Here is a 23,940-nt window from a genome sequence, read left to right as displayed (position 1 = left end):
CACCCGGGTGTCCAGCGCCGCACCGATGCGGGCCGCGACCTGGGTCGCCAGCAACGAATTACCGCCGAGACCGAAGAAATCGTCGTCCGCGCCGACCCGTTCGACACCGAGCACCTCGGCGTACACCGCGGCCACGATCTCCTCGATCGGCGTCGACGGCGCACGGAAGGCCTGTGCCTCGAACTCCGGCTCCGGCAACGCCTTACGATCCAGCTTGCCGTTCACATTCAGCGGCAAGCGATCGAGCACCACGAACGCCGACGGCACCATGTACGACGGCAAACCTTCGCTCAGCGCCGACTTCACCTGCGCCACATCGACTTCACCGTCCGCGGGCACCAGGTAGGCCACCAGGCGATCACCGGTCTTCGGGTCGGACTTCGCGATCACCGCCGTCTGGGCGATCTTGGGCAGCGCGAGCAGCGCCGCTTCGATCTCACCGAGTTCGATGCGGAAACCACGGATCTTCACCTGGAAGTCGGTGCGGCCCCGGTATTCCAGCTCACCGGAGCTGTTCCACGCCACGAGGTCACCGGTGCGATACATCCGCACGCCGTGCTCGAACGGGTTGGCCACGAACCGATCCGCGGTCAGATCCGGGCGACCGAAGTAACCCCGCGCCAACTGCGCACCGGCCAGATACAACTCCCCGGAGACACCGTCGGGCACCGGCTGCAACCGGGCGTCCAGCACGTACACCTTGCTGTTCCACTCCGGCGCACCGATCGACACCGAGGTCTGATCGTTGCGGGTGACCCGGTGGCTGGTGATCGACACCGCCGCCTCGGTCGGACCGTAGAGGTTGAACAGCTCGGTGCGCGAGTGCTCGCGCACGAACCGCTGGGCCAGCGCACCCGGCAGCGCCTCACCGATGGCGAGGACCCGCCACAGCGAGTTCGGGAAATCACCCGCGGTGAGCGCGTCGAGCATCGAGGGGACCACATGCAGCGTGGTGACCCACTCCCGCGCCATCAACTCGTTCAGATACGCCGGATCCTGATGACCATCCGCAGCAGCGATCACCAAACGACCACCACACACCGCAGCCGACCAGAACTCCCACACCGAAAGATCGAACGTCGCAGCCGTCTTCAACAAAACCGCATCAGCAGCATCCAGACCGAACTCGGTCACCTTCCACTGCAACTGATTCGCAATCGCCCCATGCGAAACCGCAACACCCTTAGGACGACCCGTCGAACCCGACGTGAAAATCACATACGCCGTATTCCCCGGATGCAACGGCGCGATCCGCTCACCGTCGGCGATCGGCGCCTTGTCCAGATCAGCGAGATCGAGTTCATCGATCCGCACCAACGGCGCGATATCCGTAGCGAACTCAGCCTCGGCATTGGTCAGCACACACACCGGAGCAGCGGTCTCAAGAATGTAGTTCGTCCGCTCCGCCGCATGATCCGGATCCACCGGCACATACGCACCACCGGACTTCGCCACCGCATACATCGCCACGATCAAATCCACCGAACGCCGCAACGCCAGCGCAACCCGCGACTCCGGCCCCACACCAACCGAAATCAGATGCCGCGCAAGACGATTCACCCGCGCATCCAGCTCACCATAGGTGATCGACGCACCGTCCTCGGTGACCAGCGCGACTTCCTTCGGCCCCGCCGCCACGGAGGCGTCGAGCAACGACACCAGCGTCGCCGCCGTATCGACCTCGTAGTCGGTCGCGTTGCGGCGCTCGAGGATCTGCGTCCGCTCCGCGTCGTCGAGCAGCGCGATATCGCCGACCGCGGTGCGCGGCGCGGCGATGATCTCGCCGAGCAGTCGCGCGAAACGATCGACGAAGCCCTGCACCGTGTTCCGGTCGAACATGTCGGTGGCGTAGGTGAAGAACCCGGTGATGCCCTCGGGTTCGCCTGCGTCGCCGTAGCGGTCGGTGGCGATCAGGTGCAGATCGAACTGCGACAGCGCGGTATCGATGTCGAGACCGGCCACGGTGAGACCCGGCAGTTCCAGCGCCGACTGCGCCAGGTTCTGGAACGACAGGCCCACCTGGAACAGCGGATGCCGCGCGGTGGAGCGGACCGGGTTGAGCACCTCGACCAGCCGCTCGAACGGCACGTCGGCGTTGGCGAACGCCTGGATATCGGTCTCCCGCTGCCGCGCCAGCAGCTCGGTGAACGGCTCGCCCGCGTCGATCCGGCTGCGGAACACCAGCGTGTTGACGAACATGCCGATCAGGTCGTCGAGAGCGGCTTCGCCACGACCCGCCATCGGGGTGCCGATGGCGATGTCGTCGGTGCCCGAGAGCCGGGCCAGCAGCACCGCCAGCGCGGTGTGCACGACCATGAACAGCGTCGCACCTTCGGTACGGGCCAGCTCGATCAACGCCTGATGGGTCTCGGCGTCGACCCGCAACTCGACCTTGCCACCGGCGAAGGACTGCACCGCGGGGCGCGGCCGATCCGACGGCAGGTCCAGCTGGTCCGGCAGCTCCGCGAGCGCGTCGCGCCAATACGAGACCTGCTTGGCGGCCAGCGATTCCGTGTCGTCCTCGCTGCCGAGCAGTTCGCGCTGCCAGATGCTGTAGTCCGCGTACTGGACCTCGAGCGGCGCCCAGTTCGGCGCCTCGCCCGCGGAGCGCGCGGCATAGGCGATCATCAGGTCGCGGGTCAGCGGGCCGACCGACGAACCGTCACCGGAGATGTGGTGGATCACCATCGCCAAGACGTACTCGACCTCGGCGGCGTCCGGCGCCGCCGATCCCGCGTTCTCCCCGGCGATCTGGAACAGCGCGACCTTCATCGGCACCTCGGTGGTGACGTCGAAGATCGTCGAAGTCAGTGCCACCACGGCGGATTCGATCTCCGCGGGCGGCACCACCCGAACCTCGAGCCGCGGCACGGCCTGGGCCGGCGGCAGGATCACCTGCACCGGACCGCTGTCGGTCTGCGGGTAGACAGTGCGCAGGATTTCGTGCCTGCTCACCAGGTCCGCGATGGCGGCGCGCAGCGCGGCCACATCCAGCGCACCGGTGAGCCGCACCGCGATCGGCACGTTGTAGGCCGCCGACTGCGTGTCGAACCGGTTCAGGAACCACATGCGCTGCTGCGCGAGCGAGAGCGGAATGTGTTCCGGCCGTGGACCGGCGGTGAGCGCCTTACGCCCACCGGCGTCCGCATGCTGCTCGACCCGCACGGCGAGCGCCGCGACGGTCGAGGCCTCGAACAACAGCCGCACCGGCACCCGGGTGTTCAACGCCTCACCGAGACGCGCGGCGACCTGCGTGGCCAGCAGCGAGTTACCGCCCCAGGCGAAGAAGTCGTCGTCGAGGCCGAGGCGCTTGGATTCCGGCCCTTCCCGATCCGAGATCCGCAGCACGTCCGCGAACGTGTTCGCGACGATCTGCTCGATCGGCGTGACCGGTGCGCGGAAGACCGCCTTCTCGAAGGTGGGCTCCGGCAACGCCTTCCGGTCGAGCTTGCCGTTGGCGTTCAGTGGCAGCGCGGCGAGCTCGATGAGCACCGACGGCACCATGTACGACGGCAGTTCCGCCGCCAGCGCCGACTGCAACTGCCGCTTGTCGAGCTGACCCGCCCGCGGCACCACATAGGCGACCAGGCGGTCACCGATGCTCGGATCGGTATGCGCGAGCACGGCGGCGGCCGTGATGGTGGGCTGGCGCAGCAGCGCGGCCTCGATCTCGCCGAGCTCGATGCGGAAGCCGCGGATCTTCACCTGGAAGTCGGTCCGGCCCCGGTAATCCAGCTCACCGGAACTGTTCCACGCCACCAGGTCACCGGTGCGGTACATGCGCGCACCCGGCGCACCGAACGGGTCGGCGACGAACCGGTCGGCGGTCAGGTCCGGCCTGCCGAAGTAACCGCGCGCCAATTGCGCACCGGCCAGGTACAACTCACCGGAGACCCCCGCGGGCACCGGTCGCAGCCTGGCGTCCAGCACGTAGACCCGGCTGTTCCATTCCGGCGCACCGATGGACACCGCGAGCTGATCGGCGTCGGTGACCAGGTGGCTGGTGATGGACACCGCGGCCTCGGTCGGACCGTACAAGTTATACAGCGGCACGGAGTGCCCCGTTGGGGGGTGGTGGCCGGGCGACGGGTGGGCCGGCTCGGCGGGGTTGCCGCGGCGGAACCGCTGCGCGGTGGTCGCGGGCAGCGCCTCACCGATCGCGAGCACCCGGCGCAGCGAATGCGTCAGGCGGCCACCGGATTCGGTGAGCAGCGCGTCCAGCATCGACGGCACCACATGCAGGGTGGTGACCATCGTGGACCGCATCAGCTCGTTCAGGTAGGCCGGGTCACGGTGGCCGTCGGCCGCCGAGATCACCAGGCGGCCACCGCATACCGCTGCGGTCCAGAACTCCCAGACCGAGAGGTCGAAGGTGGCCGCGGTCTTCAGCAGGATCGCGTCGTCCGCGCCGAGACCGAAGGTCGTTGTCTCCCACTGCAACTGGTTGACGATCGCCGCGTGCGGCACGGCGACGCCCTTGGGCTGACCGGTCGAGCCGGAGGTGAAGATCACGTACGCGGTGTGGGCCGGGGTCAACGTGGCGCGTCGCTCGGCGGCGGTCACCGGATCGGCCGCGAACGCCGTCAGGTCGAGCACGTCGAGCTGCACGATATCGGCCGCGGCGGTGCGGAACCCGTCCCGGCCGGTGGTCAGCACGCAGACCGGTGCCGCGGTGCCGAGGATGTAGTCGGTCCGCTCGGCGGGCTGGTCCGGATCGATCGGCACATACGCCGCACCGGCTTTCGCGACCGCGTACATCGCGACCACCAGATCGGTGGAGCGGCGGATGGCCAGCGCGACCCGGTCCTCCGGGCCGACGCCACGCTGGATCAGATAGCGCGCCAGGCGGTTCACCCGCGCGTCGAGAGCGGCGTAGGTGAGCTCCTGCTGACCGGTCGGATCGTCGGCGACGATCGCGACCGCCTTCGGGGTGGCCGCGACCGTGGCGTCGAGCAGCGAGACCAGCGTCGCGTCCGGATCGACCGCGTGCACGGTGTCGTTCCAGTCGGTGAGGATGCGGATGCTCTCCTCGGCCGCCAGCAGGTCGATCTCGCCGACCGGCGCGGTGGCGTCGGCGACGACCGCGTCGAGCACCCGGACGAACCGGTCGGCGAAGCCCTGCACCGTCGCCTCGTCGAACAGGTCGATGGCGTAACCGAATTCGGTCACGATCTCGGCCGGCGTGCCGTCCTCGGCGTACCGGTCGTACAGCGTGACGTGCAGGTCGGTCTTGGCCAGCTGCGAGTCGAAGTTGACCGCGCTCACCGACAGTCCCGGCAGTTCGAACGTGGTCTCGGCCAGGTTCTGGAACGAAAGACCCACCTGGAACAGCGGATTGCGCGCGGTGGAGCGCACCGGGTTGAGCACCTCGACCAGCCGCTCGAACGGCACGTCCGCGTTCGCGAACGCCTCGAGGTCGCGTTCCTTCACATCGGCGAGCAGGTCGGCGAAGCGGTCGCCCGGCGCCACCTTGGTGCGGAACACCAGGGTGTTGACGAACATGCCGATCAGGTCGTCGAGTTCGCGTTCGCCACGGCCCGCGATCGGGGTGCCGACCGCGATGTCGTCGGTGCCGGACAGGCGCGAGAGCAGCACCGCCAGCGCCGCGTGCACCACCATGAACAGCGACGCGTTGTTGGCGCGCGCCAGCTCGTGCAGGCGGGCGTGCCGCTGCGGCGAGATCTCGAAGCGAATCGCCTTGCCCTGGAACGACTGCGCGGGCGGGCGCGGCCGGTCGGCGGGCAGCTCCAGCTGATCGGGCAGCCCGGCCAGCGCGGTCTTCCAGTAGGCGACCTGCTGCGCGGCCAGCGATTCCGGGTCCTCCTCGGACCCGAGCACCGCGCGCTGCCACAGCGCGTAGTCGGCGTACTGCACCGGCAGCGGCAGCCACTGCGGCACCTCGCCCTGCACCCGGGCCACATAGGCGGCCATCACGTCACGCGCCAGCGGGCCCATCGACGAGCCGTCGGCGGCCACGTGGTGCACGGTGAAGGCGAGCACGTGCTCGTCCGGGCTGATCCGGAACAGCGCCACCGCGAGCGGTACCTCGACGGTGACGTCGAAGGTGGTCAGCGCGAAACCGATGACGGCGCCGAGCAGTTCGGACTCGGTGACCTCGACCGGCGTGAGCGCGGCCGGGGACGACGCCACCGGCCCGATCACCTGGTGCGGACCGTCGGCCGAGCGCGGGTAGGTGGTGCGCAGCACTTCGTGCCGCGCGAACACGTCGCCGATCGCCTGCTCCAGCGCGGCGACGTCGAGCGTGCCCGAGAGCCGGACGGCCAGCGGAATGTTGTCCACCGCCGAAGTGGCCGTGTCGAACTGGTTGAGGAACCAGTAGCGCTGCTGAGCCGGCGAGAGCGGGATGCGGGTAGGACGTTCCCCGGTCTCCAGCTTCGGCCGCTGCCTGCCCGAACCCGCGTTGCGCTCCACCCGGGCCGCCAGCGCGACCACGGTCGACGCCTCGAACAGATCCCGCACGGCGAGTTGGGTGTCCAGCGCGGCACCCAGCCGCGCGGTCACCTGAGTGGCCAGCAGCGAGTTGCCGCCGAGGGCGAAGAAGTCGTCGTCCAGGCCGACCCGGGCGACACCGAGCACATCGCCGAAGGTGCCCGCGACGATCTCCTCGATCGGCGTCGACGGCGCGCGGAACACCTTGGCCTCGAACACCGGCGCGGGCAGCGCCTTGCGATCGAGCTTGCCGGAGGCGTTCAACGGGAACGCGTCGAGCACCACGAAGGCCGAGGGCACCATGTACGCGGGCAGCTCACCCGCGAGTTCGCTACGCACACCCTCGATATCGATGACCTGACCCGCGGTCGGCACCACATAGCCGACCAGCTGATCGCCGAGACGATCGTCGGACCGCACCAGCACCACCGCCTGCGCGACGGATTCCAGTGCGGTGAGCGCCGACTCGATTTCGCCGAGCTCGATCCGCAGACCACGCAGCTTCACCTGGAAGTCGGTGCGGCCCAAGTACTCCAGCTCGCCCCGCGGCGTCCAGGTGACCAAGTCGCCGGTGCGGTACATACGCTCGCCGTCCGCGCCGAACGGGTTGGCCACGAAGCGATCCGCGGTCAGTTCCGGCCGGGCGACGTAACCGCGCGCCAATTGCGCACCGGCCAGGTACAACTCACCCGCGACTCCGACCGGCACCGGGTGCAGCCGCGAATCCAGCACGTACACCTGGGTGTTGAACACCGGCGCACCGATCGGCACGGACACGGTGTCGGCCTCGGTCACCTCGTGGAAGGTGACGTCGACCGCGGCCTCGGTCGGGCCGTACAGGTTGTGCAGGCGAGCGCCGGTCAGCTCCTGCATCCGCTGCGCGGTGGCCGCGGGCAGGGCCTCACCGGAGGCGAAAACATGGACCAGGCTGGTGCATTCGTCGGCCCGCTGTTCGGCGACGAACACCGCGAGCATGGACGGCACGAAGTGCGCCGTGGTGACCGCCTCGGCGGTGATCACCTCGACCAGGTAGCCGGGGTCGCGGTGCCCGTCGGGCTTGGCGACCACCAGGCGGGCGCCGATCTGCAAGGGCCAGAAGAACTCCCACACCGACACGTCGAAGGTGGCGGGCGTCTTCTGCAGCACCACGTCGGTGCTGCGCAGACCGTATGCGGCCTGCATCCAGACCAGGCGGTTGACGATCGCGGCATGGTTCACCGCGACGCCCTTGGGTCGGCCGGTGGAACCGGAGGTGAAGATCACGTACGCGGTATTCGACGGCCGCAGCGGCGCGACCCGATCCGCGTCGGTGACCGGCGCGTCCGAGTAGTCGGTCAGCGTGACCTGATCGAGTTCGATGGTGCGGGTGGTCCCCGCGTCGAAACCGTCCCGAGCGGTGGTCAATACGCACACGGGCTGTGCGGTGTCGAGCACGTAGCGGGTGCGATCGGCCGGATGATCCGGGTCCAGCGGCACGTACGCACCGCCCGCGACGCTCACCGCGTACATGCCGACGACCAGGTCGATCGACCGGCGCATGCCGAGCGCTACCAGTGCATCCGGGCCCACACCGAGCGAAATCAGATGACGGGCAAGGCGATTCACCCGCGCGGCGAACTCGCCGTAGGACAGAGTCGTCCCCTCGAAGGTGAGCGCGGCCGCGTCGGGCGTACGGGCGACCTGCGCCTCGAACATCGACACCAGGGTCGCCGTCTCGTCCACCGGATGCGTGGTGTCGTTCCAGCGCGCCACGACCTGTGCGTGCTCGGCGGAATCCAGCAGCTCGATATCGCCGATCGGCACCGCCGGATCCGCGACGACGGCCGTCAGCAGCCGGACCAGTCGATCCGCGACGCTCGCGATCGTGGCCGCGTCGAACATGTCGGTCGCATAGGCGAATTCACCGATCATGCCGTCCGCGCTGCCTTCGGCGTCGATCCGATCGGTGAGGCTGAGGTGCAGATCGAACTTCGCGGTCACCACGTCGAGCGGCACGCCCGCGACCTCGAGGCCGGGCAGCTCGAACGACGCCTCGCCGGTGTTCTGGAAGGACAACATCACCTGGAACAGCGGGTGCCGTGCCTGCGAGCGCGCCGGATTCAGGATCTCGACCAGCCGCTCGAACGGCAGATCTGCGTGTCCGAAGGCCGCGAGATCGCCTTCCTTGGTGCGCGCCACCAGGTTCGCGAACGGCTCCGCCTGATCGACGGCGCTGCGCAGCACGAGCGTGTTGACGAACATGCCGATGGCGTCGTCCAGCACGGCCTCACCGCGACCGGCGACCACGGTGCCGATGGCGATGTCGTCGCTGCCGGACAGCCGCGCCAGCAGCGCGGCGAACGCGGCGTGCACCACCATGAAGAGGCTGGCGCCGTGCGCCCTGGCGAGCGCGTTCAGTTCGTGCTGCAGCCGCGCGTCGAGCGAGAACTCGTACACGCCACCGCGGTTCGAGGCCACCGCGGGCCGGGACCGGTCCGCGGGCAGGTCGAGCTGATCGGGCAGCCCGGCCAAGCCGGCGGACCAGTACGCGACCTGCTGAGCGATCAGCGAGGTCGGGTCGTCCTCCGAACCGAGGGTTTCCCGTTGCCAGAGTGCGTAATCCGCGTACTGCACCGGCAGCGGCGCCCAGGACGGCGCCTCGCCGCGCGAACGCGCCACATAAGCCACCATCACGTCGCGGGCCAGCGGCCGCACCGACCAGCCGTCACCGGAGATGTGGTGCACGACGAACACCAGGACGTGGGTGTCCGGCTGCGAACCGTCCATCGAGCCGGCCACTCGGAACAGCGCGGCCCGCACCGGCACCTCGGTGGTGACGTCGAAGCCGGTCAGCACCAATTCGGCGACGCGGTCCTGGATTTCGGTCTCGGACACCTCGATCGGGGTGAGGTCGACGGCGTCCTGCCCTGCGGGCAGCACCACCTGCACGCCTTGGCCGTCCGCGGTTTCCGGGTAGACCGTGCGCAGCACCTCGTGCCGGTCGACCACGTCGGCGACGGCCTGGCGCAGCGCGTCGGTGTCCAGCGTGCCGGTGAGCCGGACCGCGAGCGGGATGTTGTTGACCGCCGAGTCGGTGTCGAACCGGTTGAGGAACCACATCCGCTGCTGGGCCAGCGAGAGCGGGATACGCGACGGACGCGGGCCCGCAACGAGTTCCCGGCGCCGGCCGCTGCCCTGGTGCGCCTCCATCCGCGCGGCCAGCGCGGCCACGGTGGGCGCCTCGAACAGCATCCGCACCGGGACCCGGGTGTCCAGCGCGGCGCCGAGGCGGGCGACCACCTGGGTGGCGATGAGCGAGTTGCCGCCCAGGTCGAAGAAGTCGTCGTCGAGGCCGACGGCGCGTTCGCCCTCGGCCGGCACCAGGCCGAGCACGTCGGCGAAGGTGTTGGCCACGATCTCTTCGATCGGGGTGGACGGTGCGCGGAATTCCCTGGCCTCGAAGGCGGGTTCGGGCAGCGCGCGCCGATCGAGCTTGCCGTTCGGGCTCAACGGCATCGCGTCGAGCACGACGATCGCGGCAGGCACCATGTACGACGGCAGCTGCGCGGACAGGTGCACGCGCAGATCGGCGATATCGACCGTGCCGCCGGCCACCGGCACCACATAGCCGACCAGCTGATCACCGGTGCGCGCGTCCGAGCGCACCAGCGCGACCGACTGCGCCACCGAATCGTGTGCGGTGAGCGCGGTTTCGATTTCGCCGAGCTCGATCCGCAGGCCGCGCAGCTTCACCTGGAAGTCGGTGCGGCCGATGTATTCGATGGCCCCGGTGTCATCCCGGGTGACCAGGTCGCCGGTGCGGTACATCCGGGCGCCGGGCGCACCGAACGGGTTGGCCACGAACCGATCCGAGGTCAGATCGGCCCGGCCGTAGTAGCCGCGCGCCAGCTGAGCGCCGGCGAGATACAGCTCGCCCGCGACACCGGCGGGGACCGGGTGCAACCGGGCGTCGAGCACGTACGCCTGGGCGTTCCACACCGGAAGGCCGATGGGGACAGCGCCTTCGACGTCGTCGGCCACCGGGCCGTGCGTGGCGTGCACGGTGAACTCGGTCGGTCCGTAGAGGTTGTAGAGCGCTGCCGAGCTGACCCGGCGCATGGCCTCGACCGCGTCGGCGGTGAACGCCTCACCGGCGACGAACAGCGTCCGCAGCGACGCCAGCGCCGCACTGCCGCCGCTCGCGTCGACGTTGCCGGCGAACACGGTGAGCATCGACGGCACGAACGAGGTCATGGTGACCTGCTCGGCCGCGATCACGTCCGCGAGGTACTGCGGATCGCGATGGCCGTCCGGCGCGGCGACCACGATGCGGCCGCCGGTGGCCATCGGACCGAACAACTCCCACACCGACACGTCGAAGGTGGCGGGCGTCTTGAACAGCACGATGTCGTCCGCACCGATGCCGTATTCGCCGGTGATCCAGCGGATCTGGTTGACGACGGCGGCGTGCGGCACCGCGACGCCCTTCGGCCGGCCGGTGGAGCCGGAGGTGAAGATCACGTACGCCGGGTGCTGCGGGCGCAGCGGCGCGATCCGCTCGGCGTCGGTGATCGGCTCGTCCGCGTACCCCGACAGATCGAGGGTGTCGATCGTCAGTGTCGGGCGGCCCGCGGCGTCGAACTCGTCGCGCGAGGTGGTGAGGACACAGACCGGACCGGCCGAATCGAGCACATAGTTCACCCGTTCGGCGGGCTGGTCGAGGTCGAGCGGTACGTAGCCGCCGCCCGCCGCCTGCACCGCGTACGCGGCGACCACGAGGTCGACCGAGCGGCGCAGGCCGAGGGCGACCAGGCTCTCCGGCCCGACCCCCTCCTCGATCAGCTTGCGCGCCAACCGGTGGACGCGCGCACCGAATTCGGCATACGTCAGTGAGGTGCCTGAGGCGGGGTCCACCACCGCGGTCGCATCCGGGGTTGCCGCGGCCTGCGCCGCGAACTCGGCGACCAGCGTGCTGGGCGCGCCGAGGTCACGCGCGCTGTCGTTCCAGCCGCGCAGCGCCTGCTCGGTCTCCTGCTCGTCCAGCAGCGCGATATCGCCGATGGGCCGATCCGGTTCGGTGGCAAGCGCTTTCAGCAACCGGTTGAACCGCTGACCGAACTCCGCGATCGTGGCCGGATCGAAAAGATCGGTGGCGTAGATCAATTCGGCGCTGATCCCGGCCGGCGCGGCGCTCGCGCCGTGCGTCGGCTGGGCGGCGTTGTTCTCCGACAGCGTCAGTTGCAGGTCGAACTTGGCCACATCGATCGGCAGTTCGACCCCGCTGACGGTCAGGCCGGGCAGTTCCAGGCTGTTCTGGCCGAGGTTCTGGAACGACAGCATCACCTGGAACAGCGGGTGCCGCGCCTGCGAACGCACCGGGTTCAGGATCTCGACCAGCCGCTCGAACGGCAGGTCCGCGTGCCCGAAGGCCGCGATGTCCGCCGCGCGCACCGCGCGCAGCAGATCGGTGAAAGTCGCACCGTGATCGATCGGGGTCCGCAGCACCAGGGTGTTGACGAACATACCGATGAGATCGTCGAGCGCGCGCTCGCCGCGGCCCGCAATCGGGGTGCCGATGGCGATATCGTCCTCGCCCGACAGCCGCGAGAGCAGCACGGCCAGCGCGGTGTGCGTGACCATGAACAGCGTCGCGCCCCTCGTGCGGGCGAGTTCGGTGAGCCGCCCGTGGGTTTCGGGGTCGATCGCGAAGGCATGGGTCGCGCCGCGACCGGAGGCCACCGCGGGCCGCGGCCGGTCGGCGGGCAGGTCCAGCTGCTCGGGCAGCCCGCGCAGCGTCTCGGACCAGTACGAGATCTGCTGGGCGATCACCGATTCCGGGTCGTCCTCGGCACCGAGCACCGTGCGCTGCCACAGCGCGAAGTCGGCGTACTGGACTTCCAGCGGCCGCCACGCGGGTTCGCCGCCCTCGACGCGGGCACCGTAGGCGGTCATCACGTCCCGGGTCAGCGGGCCCATCGAGAAACCGTCGGCCGAGATGTGATGCACCACGATGGCCAGCACGTGCTCGGTCGGGCTGATCTCGAACAGCCTGGCACGGAACGGCACCTGGCTGGTGACGTCGAACGCGGTCAGCACCAGTTCCGAAAGCCGCAGCGGCAGTTCGGCCTCGGTGACCTCGAACGGCGCGAGGTCGGGGATCACCTTGGCGGTGGGCACGGTCCGCTGGTACGCGGCGCCGTCCACCTCCGGGTAGTAGGTGCGCAGCGACTCGTGGCGGGCCAGCACGTCGGCCACCGCGATCTGCAGCGCCTGCCGGTCGAGCAGACCGGACAGCCGCACCGCGGCCGGGATATTGTCCACCGCCGATTCCGGATCGAACCGGTTGAGGAACCACATGCGCTGCTGGGCCAGCGAGAGCGGCACCAGCTCGGGCCGCTGCTGCGGCTCCAGCGCCGCCCGCGCGCCGGCTCCGGCGTGCGTCTCCGCCCGGGCCGCGAGCGCGACCACGGTGGACGCCTCGAACAGTTCGCGCACCCCGAGGTCGGTGTCCAGCGCGGCGGACAGCCGCGCCGCGACCTGGGTGGCGGTCAGCGAGTTGCCGCCGAGAGAGAAGAAGTCGTCGTCCAAGCCGACCCGCTCCAGGCCGAGCACCTCGGCGTAGGTGGCGGCGACGATCTCCTCCACCGGCGTGGTCGGCGCGCGGAACACCGCGGCCTCGAACACCGGGGCGGGCAACGCTTTTCGATCCAGCTTGCCGGAGGCGTTGAGCGGGAACTCGTCGAGCACGATCACCACGGACGGCACCATGTACGCGGGCAGCCGCTCCGCCAGGTCCTCGCGCAGCAGCTCGATGTCCACCCGGACATTCGGCGCGGGAATGACATACGCGACGAGCTGATCGCCGATGTGCTGATCGCCGCGGACCACGACGACCGCCTGCGCGACCTCGTCCAGCGCGGTCAGCGCGGCCTCGATCTCGCCCAGCTCGATCCGCAGGCCGCGCAGCTTCACCTGGAAGTCGGTGCGGCCCAAGTACTCCAGCTCACCGTTCGCGGTCCAGGCAACCAAGTCACCCGTGCGGTACATCCGCTCCCCCGCCGCACCATACGGATCGGCGACGAACCGGTCACTGGTCAGATCCGGGCGCGCGACGTAACCGCGTGCCAGCTGGGTGCCCGCGAGATAGAGCTCACCCGCGACACCCACCGGAACCGGCCGCAGCCGCGAATCCAGCACGTACACCTGGGTGTTGAACACCGGCGCACCGATCGGGACGGTGTCGGTATCGGTGTCGATCACCTCGTGGAAGGTGACGTCGACCGCGGCCTCGGTCGGGCCGTACAGGTTGTGCAGCGCCGCGCCGGTCAGCTCGCGCAGACGGTGGGCGGGCTTGGGCGGCAACGCCTCACCGGAGGCGAACACCAGGCGCAGCGAATCGCACCGCGCCGCAGCCCCGTCCGCGACGAACACCGCGAGCATCGACGGCACGAAGTGGGTGACGGTGATCCGCTCGGCGCTGATCACCTCGGCCAGGTACGCCGGATCCCGATGCCCGTCGGGCTTGGCGACCACCAGGCGGGCGCCGATCTGCAAGGGCCAGAAGAACTCCCACACCGACACATCGAAGGTGGCGGGCGTCTTCTGCAGCACCGCGTCGGCGGTGTTCAGCTGGTAGGCGGTCTGCATCCACACCAGGCGGTTCACGATCGCGGCGTGCGTGACGCCGACGCCCTTGGGGCGGCCGGTGGAACCGGAGGTGAAGATCACGTACGCGGTGTTCGACGGCCGCAGCGGCGACCAGCGATCCGCGTCGGTGACCGGATCCTCGGACAGCCCGCTCAGATCGAGCAGGTCGATGCGCACCTGCGCGGTATCGATCTCCAGATCGCTACCGGAGGTGAGCACGCAGACCGGATCGGCCGTCGCCAGAATGTATTCCGTGCGCTCGGCCGGGTGATCCGGGTCCAGCGGCACATACGCGCCACCGGCCACCGCGACGGCATACATGCCGACGACCAGGTCGACCGAGCGCCGCATACCCAGCGCCACATACGATTCCGCGCCGACGCCGCGGGCGATCAGCCAGCGGGCAAGTTGATTGACCCGACTCGCGAACTCCTCGTAGGACAGACTTGTCCCCTCGAACGTGAGCGCCGTCGCCTCGGGCGTCCGTTCGGCCTGCGCGTAGAACATCGAGACCAGCGTCGCGTCCGCGTCCACCGGGTGCGCGGTGTCGTTCCAGCCGGCCAGCACGAGCTGGCGTTCGACGTTGTCGAGCAGCTCGATATCGCCTACGGGCACAGCGGGTTCGGTGGTGATCGCGCTCAGCACCCGGAGCAGGCGATCGGCGATGCGGCGCACGGTCTGCTCGTCGAACAGATCGCGCAGATACCCGGCGCGCACCCGCAGCTTCGAGTCCAGCTGCGCGATGAGCGTCAGCGGGTAGTGCGTCGCGTCGGCCGCGTCGAGCCCGATCACGGCCATACCGTCGATATCGGCGGCCTGCTCCCGGATGCCGTCGGCGTCGACCGGGTAGGACTCGAAAACCACCAGGGTGTCGAACAATCCGCCGATGCCCGCGGCGGACTGGATGTCCGCGAGGCCGACGTAGTGGTGATCGAGCAGGTCCGCCTGCTCGCCCTGGGTCCTGGTCAGCAGCTGCTGCGCGGACTCGGCGGGGTCGAAGCGCACCCGCACCGGCACGGTGTTGATGAACAGGCCGACCATCGATTCCACCCCGGTCAGCCCGGCCGGGCGGCCGGACACCGTGGTGCCGAACAGCACGTCGTCGCGGCCGGTCATCCGGCCGACCAGGATGCCCCACGCGGTCTGCAGCACCGTGTTCGGCGTGACGCCCAGCGACGCGGCCAGCGTGGTGAGCCGCGCGGTGGCCTGCTCGTCCAGCTCGAAGAAGTACTCGCCGGAGAGCGAGGTGATCTCGCGACCGGCGTCCGGGCGGGCCAGCAGGGTCGGTTCGCTGACCCCGCGCAGGGCGTTCGTCCATACCCCGATTGAAGCCGAATGATCCTGCTGTGCCGTCCATTCCAGGAAGTTGCGGTACGAGCGCACGGCGGGCAGCACGCTGCTGTCCGCGTGTGCGGCGTAGAGCACCAGCAGGTCCTGCATGAGCAGCGGCATGGACCAGCCGTCGAGCAGGATGTGGTGGTTCGACACCACGAACTGCCAGCGGTCGCGCGCCACCTGGATCAGCGTGAAGCGGATCAGCGGCGGCTCGGTCAGATCGAAGCGCTTGGTCCGGTCCGCCGCGATGATGTCGGCGCCGGTGCCTGCTTCGATCCGATCGTGCTCGGCCCAGGCGACCCGCACGCTGTCCAGCACCACCTGCACCGGACTGCCGTCGCGATCGGTGACGAAGGCGGTGCGCAGGTTCTCGTAGCGGTCCACCAGTGCCTGTGCGGCCGAACGCAATCGGGCCGCGTCCACCCGGCCGGTGAGGGTCAGTACCGCCTGCGCGGTGTAGACGTCCACCGAGCCGACGGCCAGCCTGGCGTGGAACAGCAGACCGGCCTGCAGCGCCGAGAGCGGCCAGATATCGGCCAGGTTCGGGAAGCGGCGCTCCCAGCCGTCGATATCGCCCTGGGTGCTGCGCACCAGCGCGAAGTCCGACGGCGTGTGCCCGCCCGCGCCGGTCGAATTGGCGTGCCGGGCAACCGCTTCCAGCGCGGTGGTCCACAGCTCGCCGAACTCGCGCACGGCCGCGGCACTCAGCAGGGTCGACGGGTAGCCGATGTTCGCGGTCAGCTTGTCGCCGACCACGATCGCGTTGACGTCCAGCGGCGCCATCGCGGGCATGTCCGCGTCGTAGGCGCCGCCCAGCGCGCCCAGTTCGGCGGCGGGCACCCAGCCGAAGCCGCGCAGCGACTCGGGCACGTCACCCTCGACGACGCGACCCAGATAGTTGAAGCTCACCTGGCCCGGCAGTTCCGCGGGCAACGCGCTCGCGGTCTCCGGGTTCAGGTAGCGCAGCAGGCCGTAGCCGACGCCCTTGTCCGGCACCGCGAGCAGCTGCTCCTTGACCGCCTTGACGGCCTGACCGAGCGCGGGCCCACCGGCCAGCGCGGCATCGATGTCGATGCCGGACAGGTCGAAGCGGACCGGGAAGATCGCGGTGAACCAGCCGACCGTGCGGGACAGGTCGGCCCCGGGCACGATGTCCTCTTCGCGGCCATGGCCTTCCAGGCGGATCAGCAGCGAATCGTCGCCGCGGGTACCCGCGCGGCGGGCCCGCCATTTCGCGGTCGCCAGCGCCAGCGCGGTGAGCAGGCCGTCGTTCACGCCGCCGTGGAACAGGGCGGGCACCTTGGTCAGCAGGGCCTTGGTGACCTCCGCGGACACCTCGACCTGAACCTTCTCGATGACACCGGAGGTGTCGATCGCCGGGTCCATCGGCCGTTCGGTGAGCAGTGGATCGGCGGCGTCGACCACCGAGCGCCAGTGCTCGAGCTCGGCGACCCGCTGCGGGTTGCGAGCTTCGCGTTCGAGCGCGTGCGCCCAAGCCCGCATGGAGGTGGCGGGCGCGACCAGTTCGGGCGTCTGCCCCGCGGTGCGCTGTCCCCAGGCCGCGACGAAGTCCGGCACCAGGATGCGCCAGGAGACACCGTCGACGACGAGGTGATGACCGACGACGATCAGTCGGCCGGCTCGTTCGCCACGCGTCGGCTCCAGCCACACGAATCGGATGACCACGCCCGCGGCCGGATCCAGCCGGTCCAGCGAGGCATCCAGCGCCGCCGAGGCGATTTCGAGCAGTGCGGCGTCGTCGATGTCCGCGTCGAAGGTGGTGTGGTCGATCAGCGCGTCCACGTCGACCGTGCCGGGCGCGGCGGTTTCGACGATCCAGTCCGCGCCGTCGCGGCGCAGGCTCGCGCGCAGCATGTCGTGGCGGTCGATGACCGCGGCGGCCGTCGCGGCGATGCCCGCGCGGTCGATGCCGACCGGCAGCTCCAGCGCGAGCGTCTGGTTGAACCGGCCGAACGAGCCGCGCCGCTCCGCCATGAAGCGCACGACCGGGGTCAGCGGCATGGTGCCGACCCCGCCGCCGGGCAGCTCGGCGAGCACCACGGCCGCGGCGGCCGCGGTGTCGGCCGTCTCGGCGACCCCGGCCAGTCCGGCCACGGTGCGCTGTTCGAACACGTGCCGCGGGCTGAACACCACGCCGCGGGCCTTGGCCCGCGAGACCAGCTGGATGGAGACGATGCTGTCGCCGCCCAGTGCGAAGAACGAATCGTCGACACCGACCCGCTCCACGCCGAGCACCTCGGCGAACACCTCGGCGATGGTCTGCTCGACCGGCGTGCGCGGCGCGCGGAACACGACCTCGGTCGCGAACACCGGTTCCGGCAAGGCCTTTCGGTCGAGCTTGCCGACCGGGGTGAGCGGCACCCGGTCGATCACCATGATCGACGACGGCACCATGTAGGCGGGCAGGCGATCCTCGACATGCGCGGTCAACGCCGCGACATCGATCGAGCGACCCGGTGCCGCAACGACATACGACACCAGCGAGGTCGCTCCGGCGGCGTTCTTGTGCCCGAGGGTGACCGCGAAGTCGACCGACTCGTGCGCGGCCAGCGCCGCGTCGATCTCGCCGAGCTCGATGCGGAAGCCGCGCACCTTGACCTGGAAGTCGGAACGGCCGACGTATTCGACCTCGCCGCTGCGAGTCCAGCGCACCACGTCACCGGTGCGGTACATCCGCGCACCCGCGACATACGGATTCGCCACGAAACGCTCCGCCGAAAGCCCGGCCCGCGCGTGGTAGCCGCGGGCGAGCTGGATGCCCGACAGATAGAGCTCACCTGCGACACCCACCGGAACGGGCCGGAGCTGGGCGTCCAGGATCAGCGACTGCATGCCGCGGGTCGGGCCACCGATGGTGACCCGGTCGCCCGGGGTCAGCGCGTCGCTGATGTTGGTCATGATCGTGGTCTCGGTCGGACCGTACCCGTTGTGGAACCGACGTCCGGAACCGTCCGCCGCGCCGCCCCACTTGGTGACCAGGTCGGCCGGGACCGCCTCGCCACCGGCCACGATCACCCGCATGCCGGCCAGCGCCGCCGGGTCGAGCGAGGCGAGCACCGACGGGGTGATGAACGCGTGCGTGACCCGCTCGGCGCGAATCAGCTCGGACAGCTCCTCGCCGCCGTACACACCCGGCGGGCAGACCACCAGCGCACCGCCGCGGCCGATCGCGAGCAGGAACTCGAGGATCGAGGCGTCGAAGCTCGGCGAGGCGAAATGCAGTGCGCGCGTATCGGAATCGACCGCGTAGCGGGCGTTCTGCTCGTCCCGGAAGTTGGCCAGACCGGCGTGGGTGACCACGACGCCCTTGGGCACGCCGGTGGAGCCGGAGGTGTAGATGACGTAGGCCGGATGCGCCGGGCTGATCGGGCGCACCCGGTCGGCGTCGGTGATCGCGGCCGCGTCGACGCCGGACAGGTCCAGTTCGTCGAGCACCAGCCATTCGACCGAATCCGGCAGGTCCGCGCGCACCGACGTGACGGTCAGGCCGACCGGGGAACCCGAATCGGTGACCATGTGCGCGATGCGATCCGCCGGGTAGGTCGGGTCGATCGGCACGAACGCGGCGCCGGACTTGGCCACGGCCCATTCGGCGAAGTAGGAGTCGTCCGAGCGCGGCACCGCGACGGCGACCAGGTCCTCGGTGCCGAGCCCACGCTCGATCAGCAAGCGCGCCAGGCGGTTCGAGCGTTCGTCGAGCTCGCCGTAGGACACACTGCGCCCCTGGAACACGACCGCGGGTGCGGCCGGATCGATAGCGGCCGCCTCGGCGATCAGGTCGGGCAGCGTGCGCGCCGGGGTGGCGGCCGCGCCGAAACGGGCGGTCAGGCCGGACCGTTCGGCCGGATCGAGCACGTCGATCGCGCCGACCGTGATCGACGGATCGGCGGCGATGGCCTCGAGCACCCGCTGCCAGCGCTGGGCGATATCGGCCGCGGTCGACTCGTCGAACAGGTCGGTGGCGTAGGTGAGCGCCAAAGCCATACCCGCCGAACCGGATTCACCGATCTCGGACAGGGTGAACTGGAGATCGAAACGCGCCACGCTCTCGTCGAGATCGAGTGCGGAGACCGAAAGGCCCGGCAGTTCCAGCGAAGTGCGGTCCAGGTTCTGGAACGCGAGCATCACCTGGAACAACGGATTACGGGCCTGCGAACGCTGCGGCGCGAGCAGCTCGACGAGCCGCTCGAACGGCACGTCGGCGTTGCCGTACGCGTCCAGGTCGGTGCGCCGCACCTGGTCCACCAGCTCGCTGAACGAGGCGGTGGCGTCCACACCGGTGCGCAGCACCAGGGTGTTGACGAACATGCCGACCAGGTCGTCGAGCGCTTGCTCGCCACGACCGGCGATCGGGGTGCCGACCGCGATGTCGTCGGTGCCGGACAGGCGCGACAGCAGCACCGCCAGCGCACTGTGCATCACCATGAACAGCGACGCACCACGTTGGCGCGCAATGTCTTCCAGCGCACCGACCAGCTCGGCGGGCAGCTCACGGTGCAGCGTCGCGCCGCGCAGCGAAGCGATCGCCGGACGCGGGCGGTCGGCGGGCAGGGTCAGCTCATCCGGTACGCCGTCGAGCGCGCGCTGCCAATGCGCCACCTGCCGCGACATCAGCGATTCCGGATCGTCCTCGCCGCCGAGCACCTCGCGCTGCCAGACGGCGAAGTCGGCGTACTGCACCGCCAGCGGCGCCCAGCCGGGCGCGCTGTCCTGGGTGCGGGCCGAGTAGGCGACCATCACGTCCCGGGTCAGCGGGCCGATCGAGAAGCCGTCCGCCGCGATGTGGTGCACCACGACGACGAGCACATGCTCGTCCGCGCCGGCCCGGTACAGCCGGGTGCGCAGCGGAACCTGTTCGGCCACATCGAATCCGGTGGTGACGAAGTCGGTCACCACGGCGGCCAGCTCGGCCGGATCCACCGGCACCGGGTGCAGATCGAGCGCGATCTCCTCGGCGGGCACGATCACCTGGACGGGGGTACCGCCGTGCTCCGGATAACGGGTGCGCAGCGACTCGTGCCTGCGCACCACGTCGGCCACCGCGAGCCGCAGCGCGGCCACGTCCAGCGCGCCGGTCAACCGGATGGCGACCGGCAGGTTGTAGGCCGCCGAGGCGGTGTCGTACTTGTTCAGGAACCACATGCGCTGCTGCGCGTAGGACAGCGGCACCAGCTCGTCGGCGGAGCGGGGCCGGGCCACCAGACGGGCGCGCGCGGCGCCGTCGGCGTGCGATTCCACCCGCGCCGCAAGGGCTTCCACGGTGGGCGCCTCGAACAGCGCGCGCACCGCCACGGTGGTGCCGAGCGCGGCGCCGATCCGCGAGACCACCCTGGTGGCGATGAGCGAGTTACCGCCGAGCTCGAAGAAGTCGTCGTCGACACCGACCCGGGGCAGGTCGAGCACCTCGGCGAACACCGCGGCCACGGCCTCCTGCACCGGGGTGACGGGCGCGCGGAAGGCGCGGGCCTGCACCGCGGGCGCGGGCAGCGCCCGGCGGTCGAGCTTTCCGTTGACCGTCAACGGAATCCACTCGAGCCGGACCATGGCCGAGGGCACCATGTAGGACGGCAGCCGCTCGGCGGCGCCGTCGCGCACCCGGTCGAGCTGCGGCACCGCGTCGGGCTCGGCGACCACGTAGGCCACGATCCGCTGATCGCCCGGCTGGTCCTCGCGCACGATGACCGCCGCCTGGGCAATGCCCGGCTGGGCCAGGATCGCGGACTCGATCTCGCCGAGTTCGATGCGGAAGCCGCGGACCTTCACCTGATCGTCGGCGCGGCCCAGGTATTCGAGCTCGCCGAAGCGGTTCCAGCGCGCGAGGTCACCGGAGCGGTACAGGCGCGAGCCCGCCGCGTCGGCGCCGGCCAGCGGGTTCGCCACGAACCGGGTCGCGGTCAGATCGGGACGGCCGAGGTAGCCACGGGCCAATTGCGGTCCCGCCACATACATTTCACCCGCGACACCGACCGGGACCGGCCGCAACCGGTTGTCGAGCACGTAGACCCGCAGTCCCGCGATGGCCCGGCCGACCACGCTGCCGGAGGCGGCCGCGATGGTCGCGGCGTCCAGCGCGCGGTAGGAAACGTGCACCGTGGTCTCGGTGATGCCGTACATGTTGACCAGCAGCGGACCGTCGGCGGGTGAACTGACCGAGCGGCCGTCGGGCCCCGCGCCGTGGCGCGCCACCCAGTCGGCGAGCCTGCGCAGTTCCAGCGCCTCGCCACCGAAGACCACGTAGCGCAGGGCGAGCGGCGCGGCATCCGGCGCGGCGTTGCGATCCGCCTCGACCAGTTGGTAGAACGCCGACGGTGTCTGGTTGAGCACCGTGACCCGTTCCGCGCGCAGCAGTTCCAGGAACTGCTCGGGCGAGCGCGAGGTGTAGTAGTCGACCACCACGAGGGTGCCGCCGAACAGCAGCGGACCCCACAGTTCCCACACCGAGAAGTCGAAGGCGTAGGAGTGGAACAGCGTCCACACGTCGTCGGGGCCGAAGCCGAAGTCGCGATCGGTATTGGCGAACAGCCGCACCACATTTCGATGCGCGACCGCGACGCCCTTCGGCCGCCCGGTCGAACCCGAGGTGTAGATGACGTAGGCGACGTGGTCGGGCGAGAGCGCGGCGTTGCGATCGGCGTCGGTGATCGGCGCGTCGTCGGCGTCCTCGACGTTGCCGGTCTCCACCGCGAAGCCGTCGAGCACCACGCTCGGCAGGTGCGCGGGCACCGTCACCGGCACCGTGGAATCCAGGATCACGCTCGTCGGCTGCGAATCCTCGAGCACGTAGGCGATGCGCTCGGCCGGGTAGGTCGGGTCGACCGGCACGTAACCCGCACCGGTCTTGACCACCGCGACCAGCGCGACGACCAGATCGAGCGAACGCGGCAGGATCACCGCGACCAGCGACTCGGGTCCGGCGCCGTCCGCGATCAGCCTGCGCGCCAGCACATTCGCGCGCCGGTCCAGCTCGGCGTAGGTCAGCGTCTCGACCCCGAAGCGGGCCGCGGTGCGGTTCGGGTGCGCGGCGACCGCCGCGTCGAACACCGTGACCAGGGTGGTCCCCGGTGCGGTGAACAGGCCGCCGTCGGCGCCGGAGGACACCCAGCGCTGCGACACGTCGAGGCGCTCGGCCTCGCCGAGCAGGTCGATATCGCCGACAGCGATCTCGGGATCGTCGGCCACCGCGTGCAGCACCCGCACCAGCCGGTCGGCGAACGCGGCCACCGTCTCGGGATCGAACAGTTCTGTGGCGTAGTTCCAGGACATCGCCAGCGCGCCGTCCGCGGTCTCGCCGACGGTCAGCTGCACATCGAACTTCGCGGTGCCCGGGTCGAATTCGACCACGTCGAGATCGAGGCCGGGCAGTTCGACGGTGCCCATATCGGCCGCCGAGGCGGCCTCGAAGGTCAGCGCCACCTGGAACAGCGGGTGATGCGCCTGCGAACGCGTCGGGCTGATCACGTCCACCAACCGCTCGAACGGCACGTCGGCGTTGGCGAACGCGGCCAGATCGGTGCGGCGCACCTGCTCGAGCAGCTCGCTGAACGGTGCGGCCGGATCGACCGCGCTGCGCAGCACCAGGGTGTTGACGAACATGCCGACGAGATCGTCGAGCGCGCGCTCCCCACGTCCGGCGATCGGCGTGCCGATCGCGATATCGGAGCTGTTGGACAGCCTGCCCGCCCACGCGGCCAGCGCGGCGTGCACCACCATGAACAACGTGACGCCGCGCTTGCGGGCCAGCTCGGCCAGGGCGGTGTGCAGCTCGGCGTCGACCGAGAAGCTATGTGTGCCACCGGCGTTGGAGGCGATCTCCGGACGGGGGCGGTCGGCGGGCAGCTCCAGCTGATCCGGCAGATCACGCAGCTGCTCGACCCAGTAGGCGATCTGCTCGGCCGCGACCGATTCCGGATCGCTCTCCGCGCCGAGCACGCCGCGCTGCCACAGCGCGTAGTCGGCGTACTGCACGTCCAGCGGTGCCCAGGCGGGCGTTTCCCCGCGGGTGCGCTCGCTGTAGGCGAGCACCACGTCGCGCAGCAGCGGCCGCAGCGAGAAACCGTCGGCGCTGATGTGGTGCATGACCAGCACTACGACGTGATTGCGCTCGTCCACGCCGAGCAGGCTCGCGCGGAACGAGATCTCGCGGGTGACATCGAAGTGCGCGCTCGCCAATTCGATGATGCGCGAGGGCAATTCGTCCGCGGTCACCGGCTCCGGGGTCACCGTGAACGACACCTCGGAAACCGGCAGGATCTGCTGGTAGCCGGTGCCCTCCAGCTCCGGATACACGGTGCGCAGCGCCTCGTGCCTGGCCAGCACGTCGCCGATGGCGGCGTTGAGCGCGTCCAGGTCGAGCTCGCCGGTGAGCCGGATGGCCACCGGGATGTTGTTCACCGCGGTGCGGTTGTCGAACCGGTTGAGGAACCACATCCGCTGCTGGGCCAGCGACAGCGGCACCAGACCGGAGCGCTCCTGCGGCACCAGCGGCGCCCGGCCGCCCTGTCCCGCGGC

The 23,940-nt window shown here is 70.1% G+C and carries 1 protein-coding gene (running past both ends of the window); it reads right to left on the bottom strand.

The whole window is internal to a non-ribosomal peptide synthase/polyketide synthase gene (locus TY25_RS17455; protein WP_042257582.1) on the bottom strand: the coding sequence, 43,779 nt in all, runs 6,966 nt past the left edge and 12,873 nt past the right edge, and what appears here is coding positions 12,874–36,813, spanning codon 4,292 (complete) through codon 12,271 (complete); reading right to left, the first codon wholly in view occupies positions 23,938–23,940. Both the start codon and the stop codon lie outside the window.

Origin of the sequence: Nocardia brasiliensis NBRC 14402, from assembly GCF_000308475.2 — a bacterium.
Classification (GTDB): domain Bacteria; phylum Actinomycetota; class Actinomycetes; order Mycobacteriales; family Mycobacteriaceae; genus Nocardia; species Nocardia brasiliensis.
Note: the sequence above shows the minus strand (reverse complement) of the source record. Positions and strands in the feature narration are given on the sequence as shown.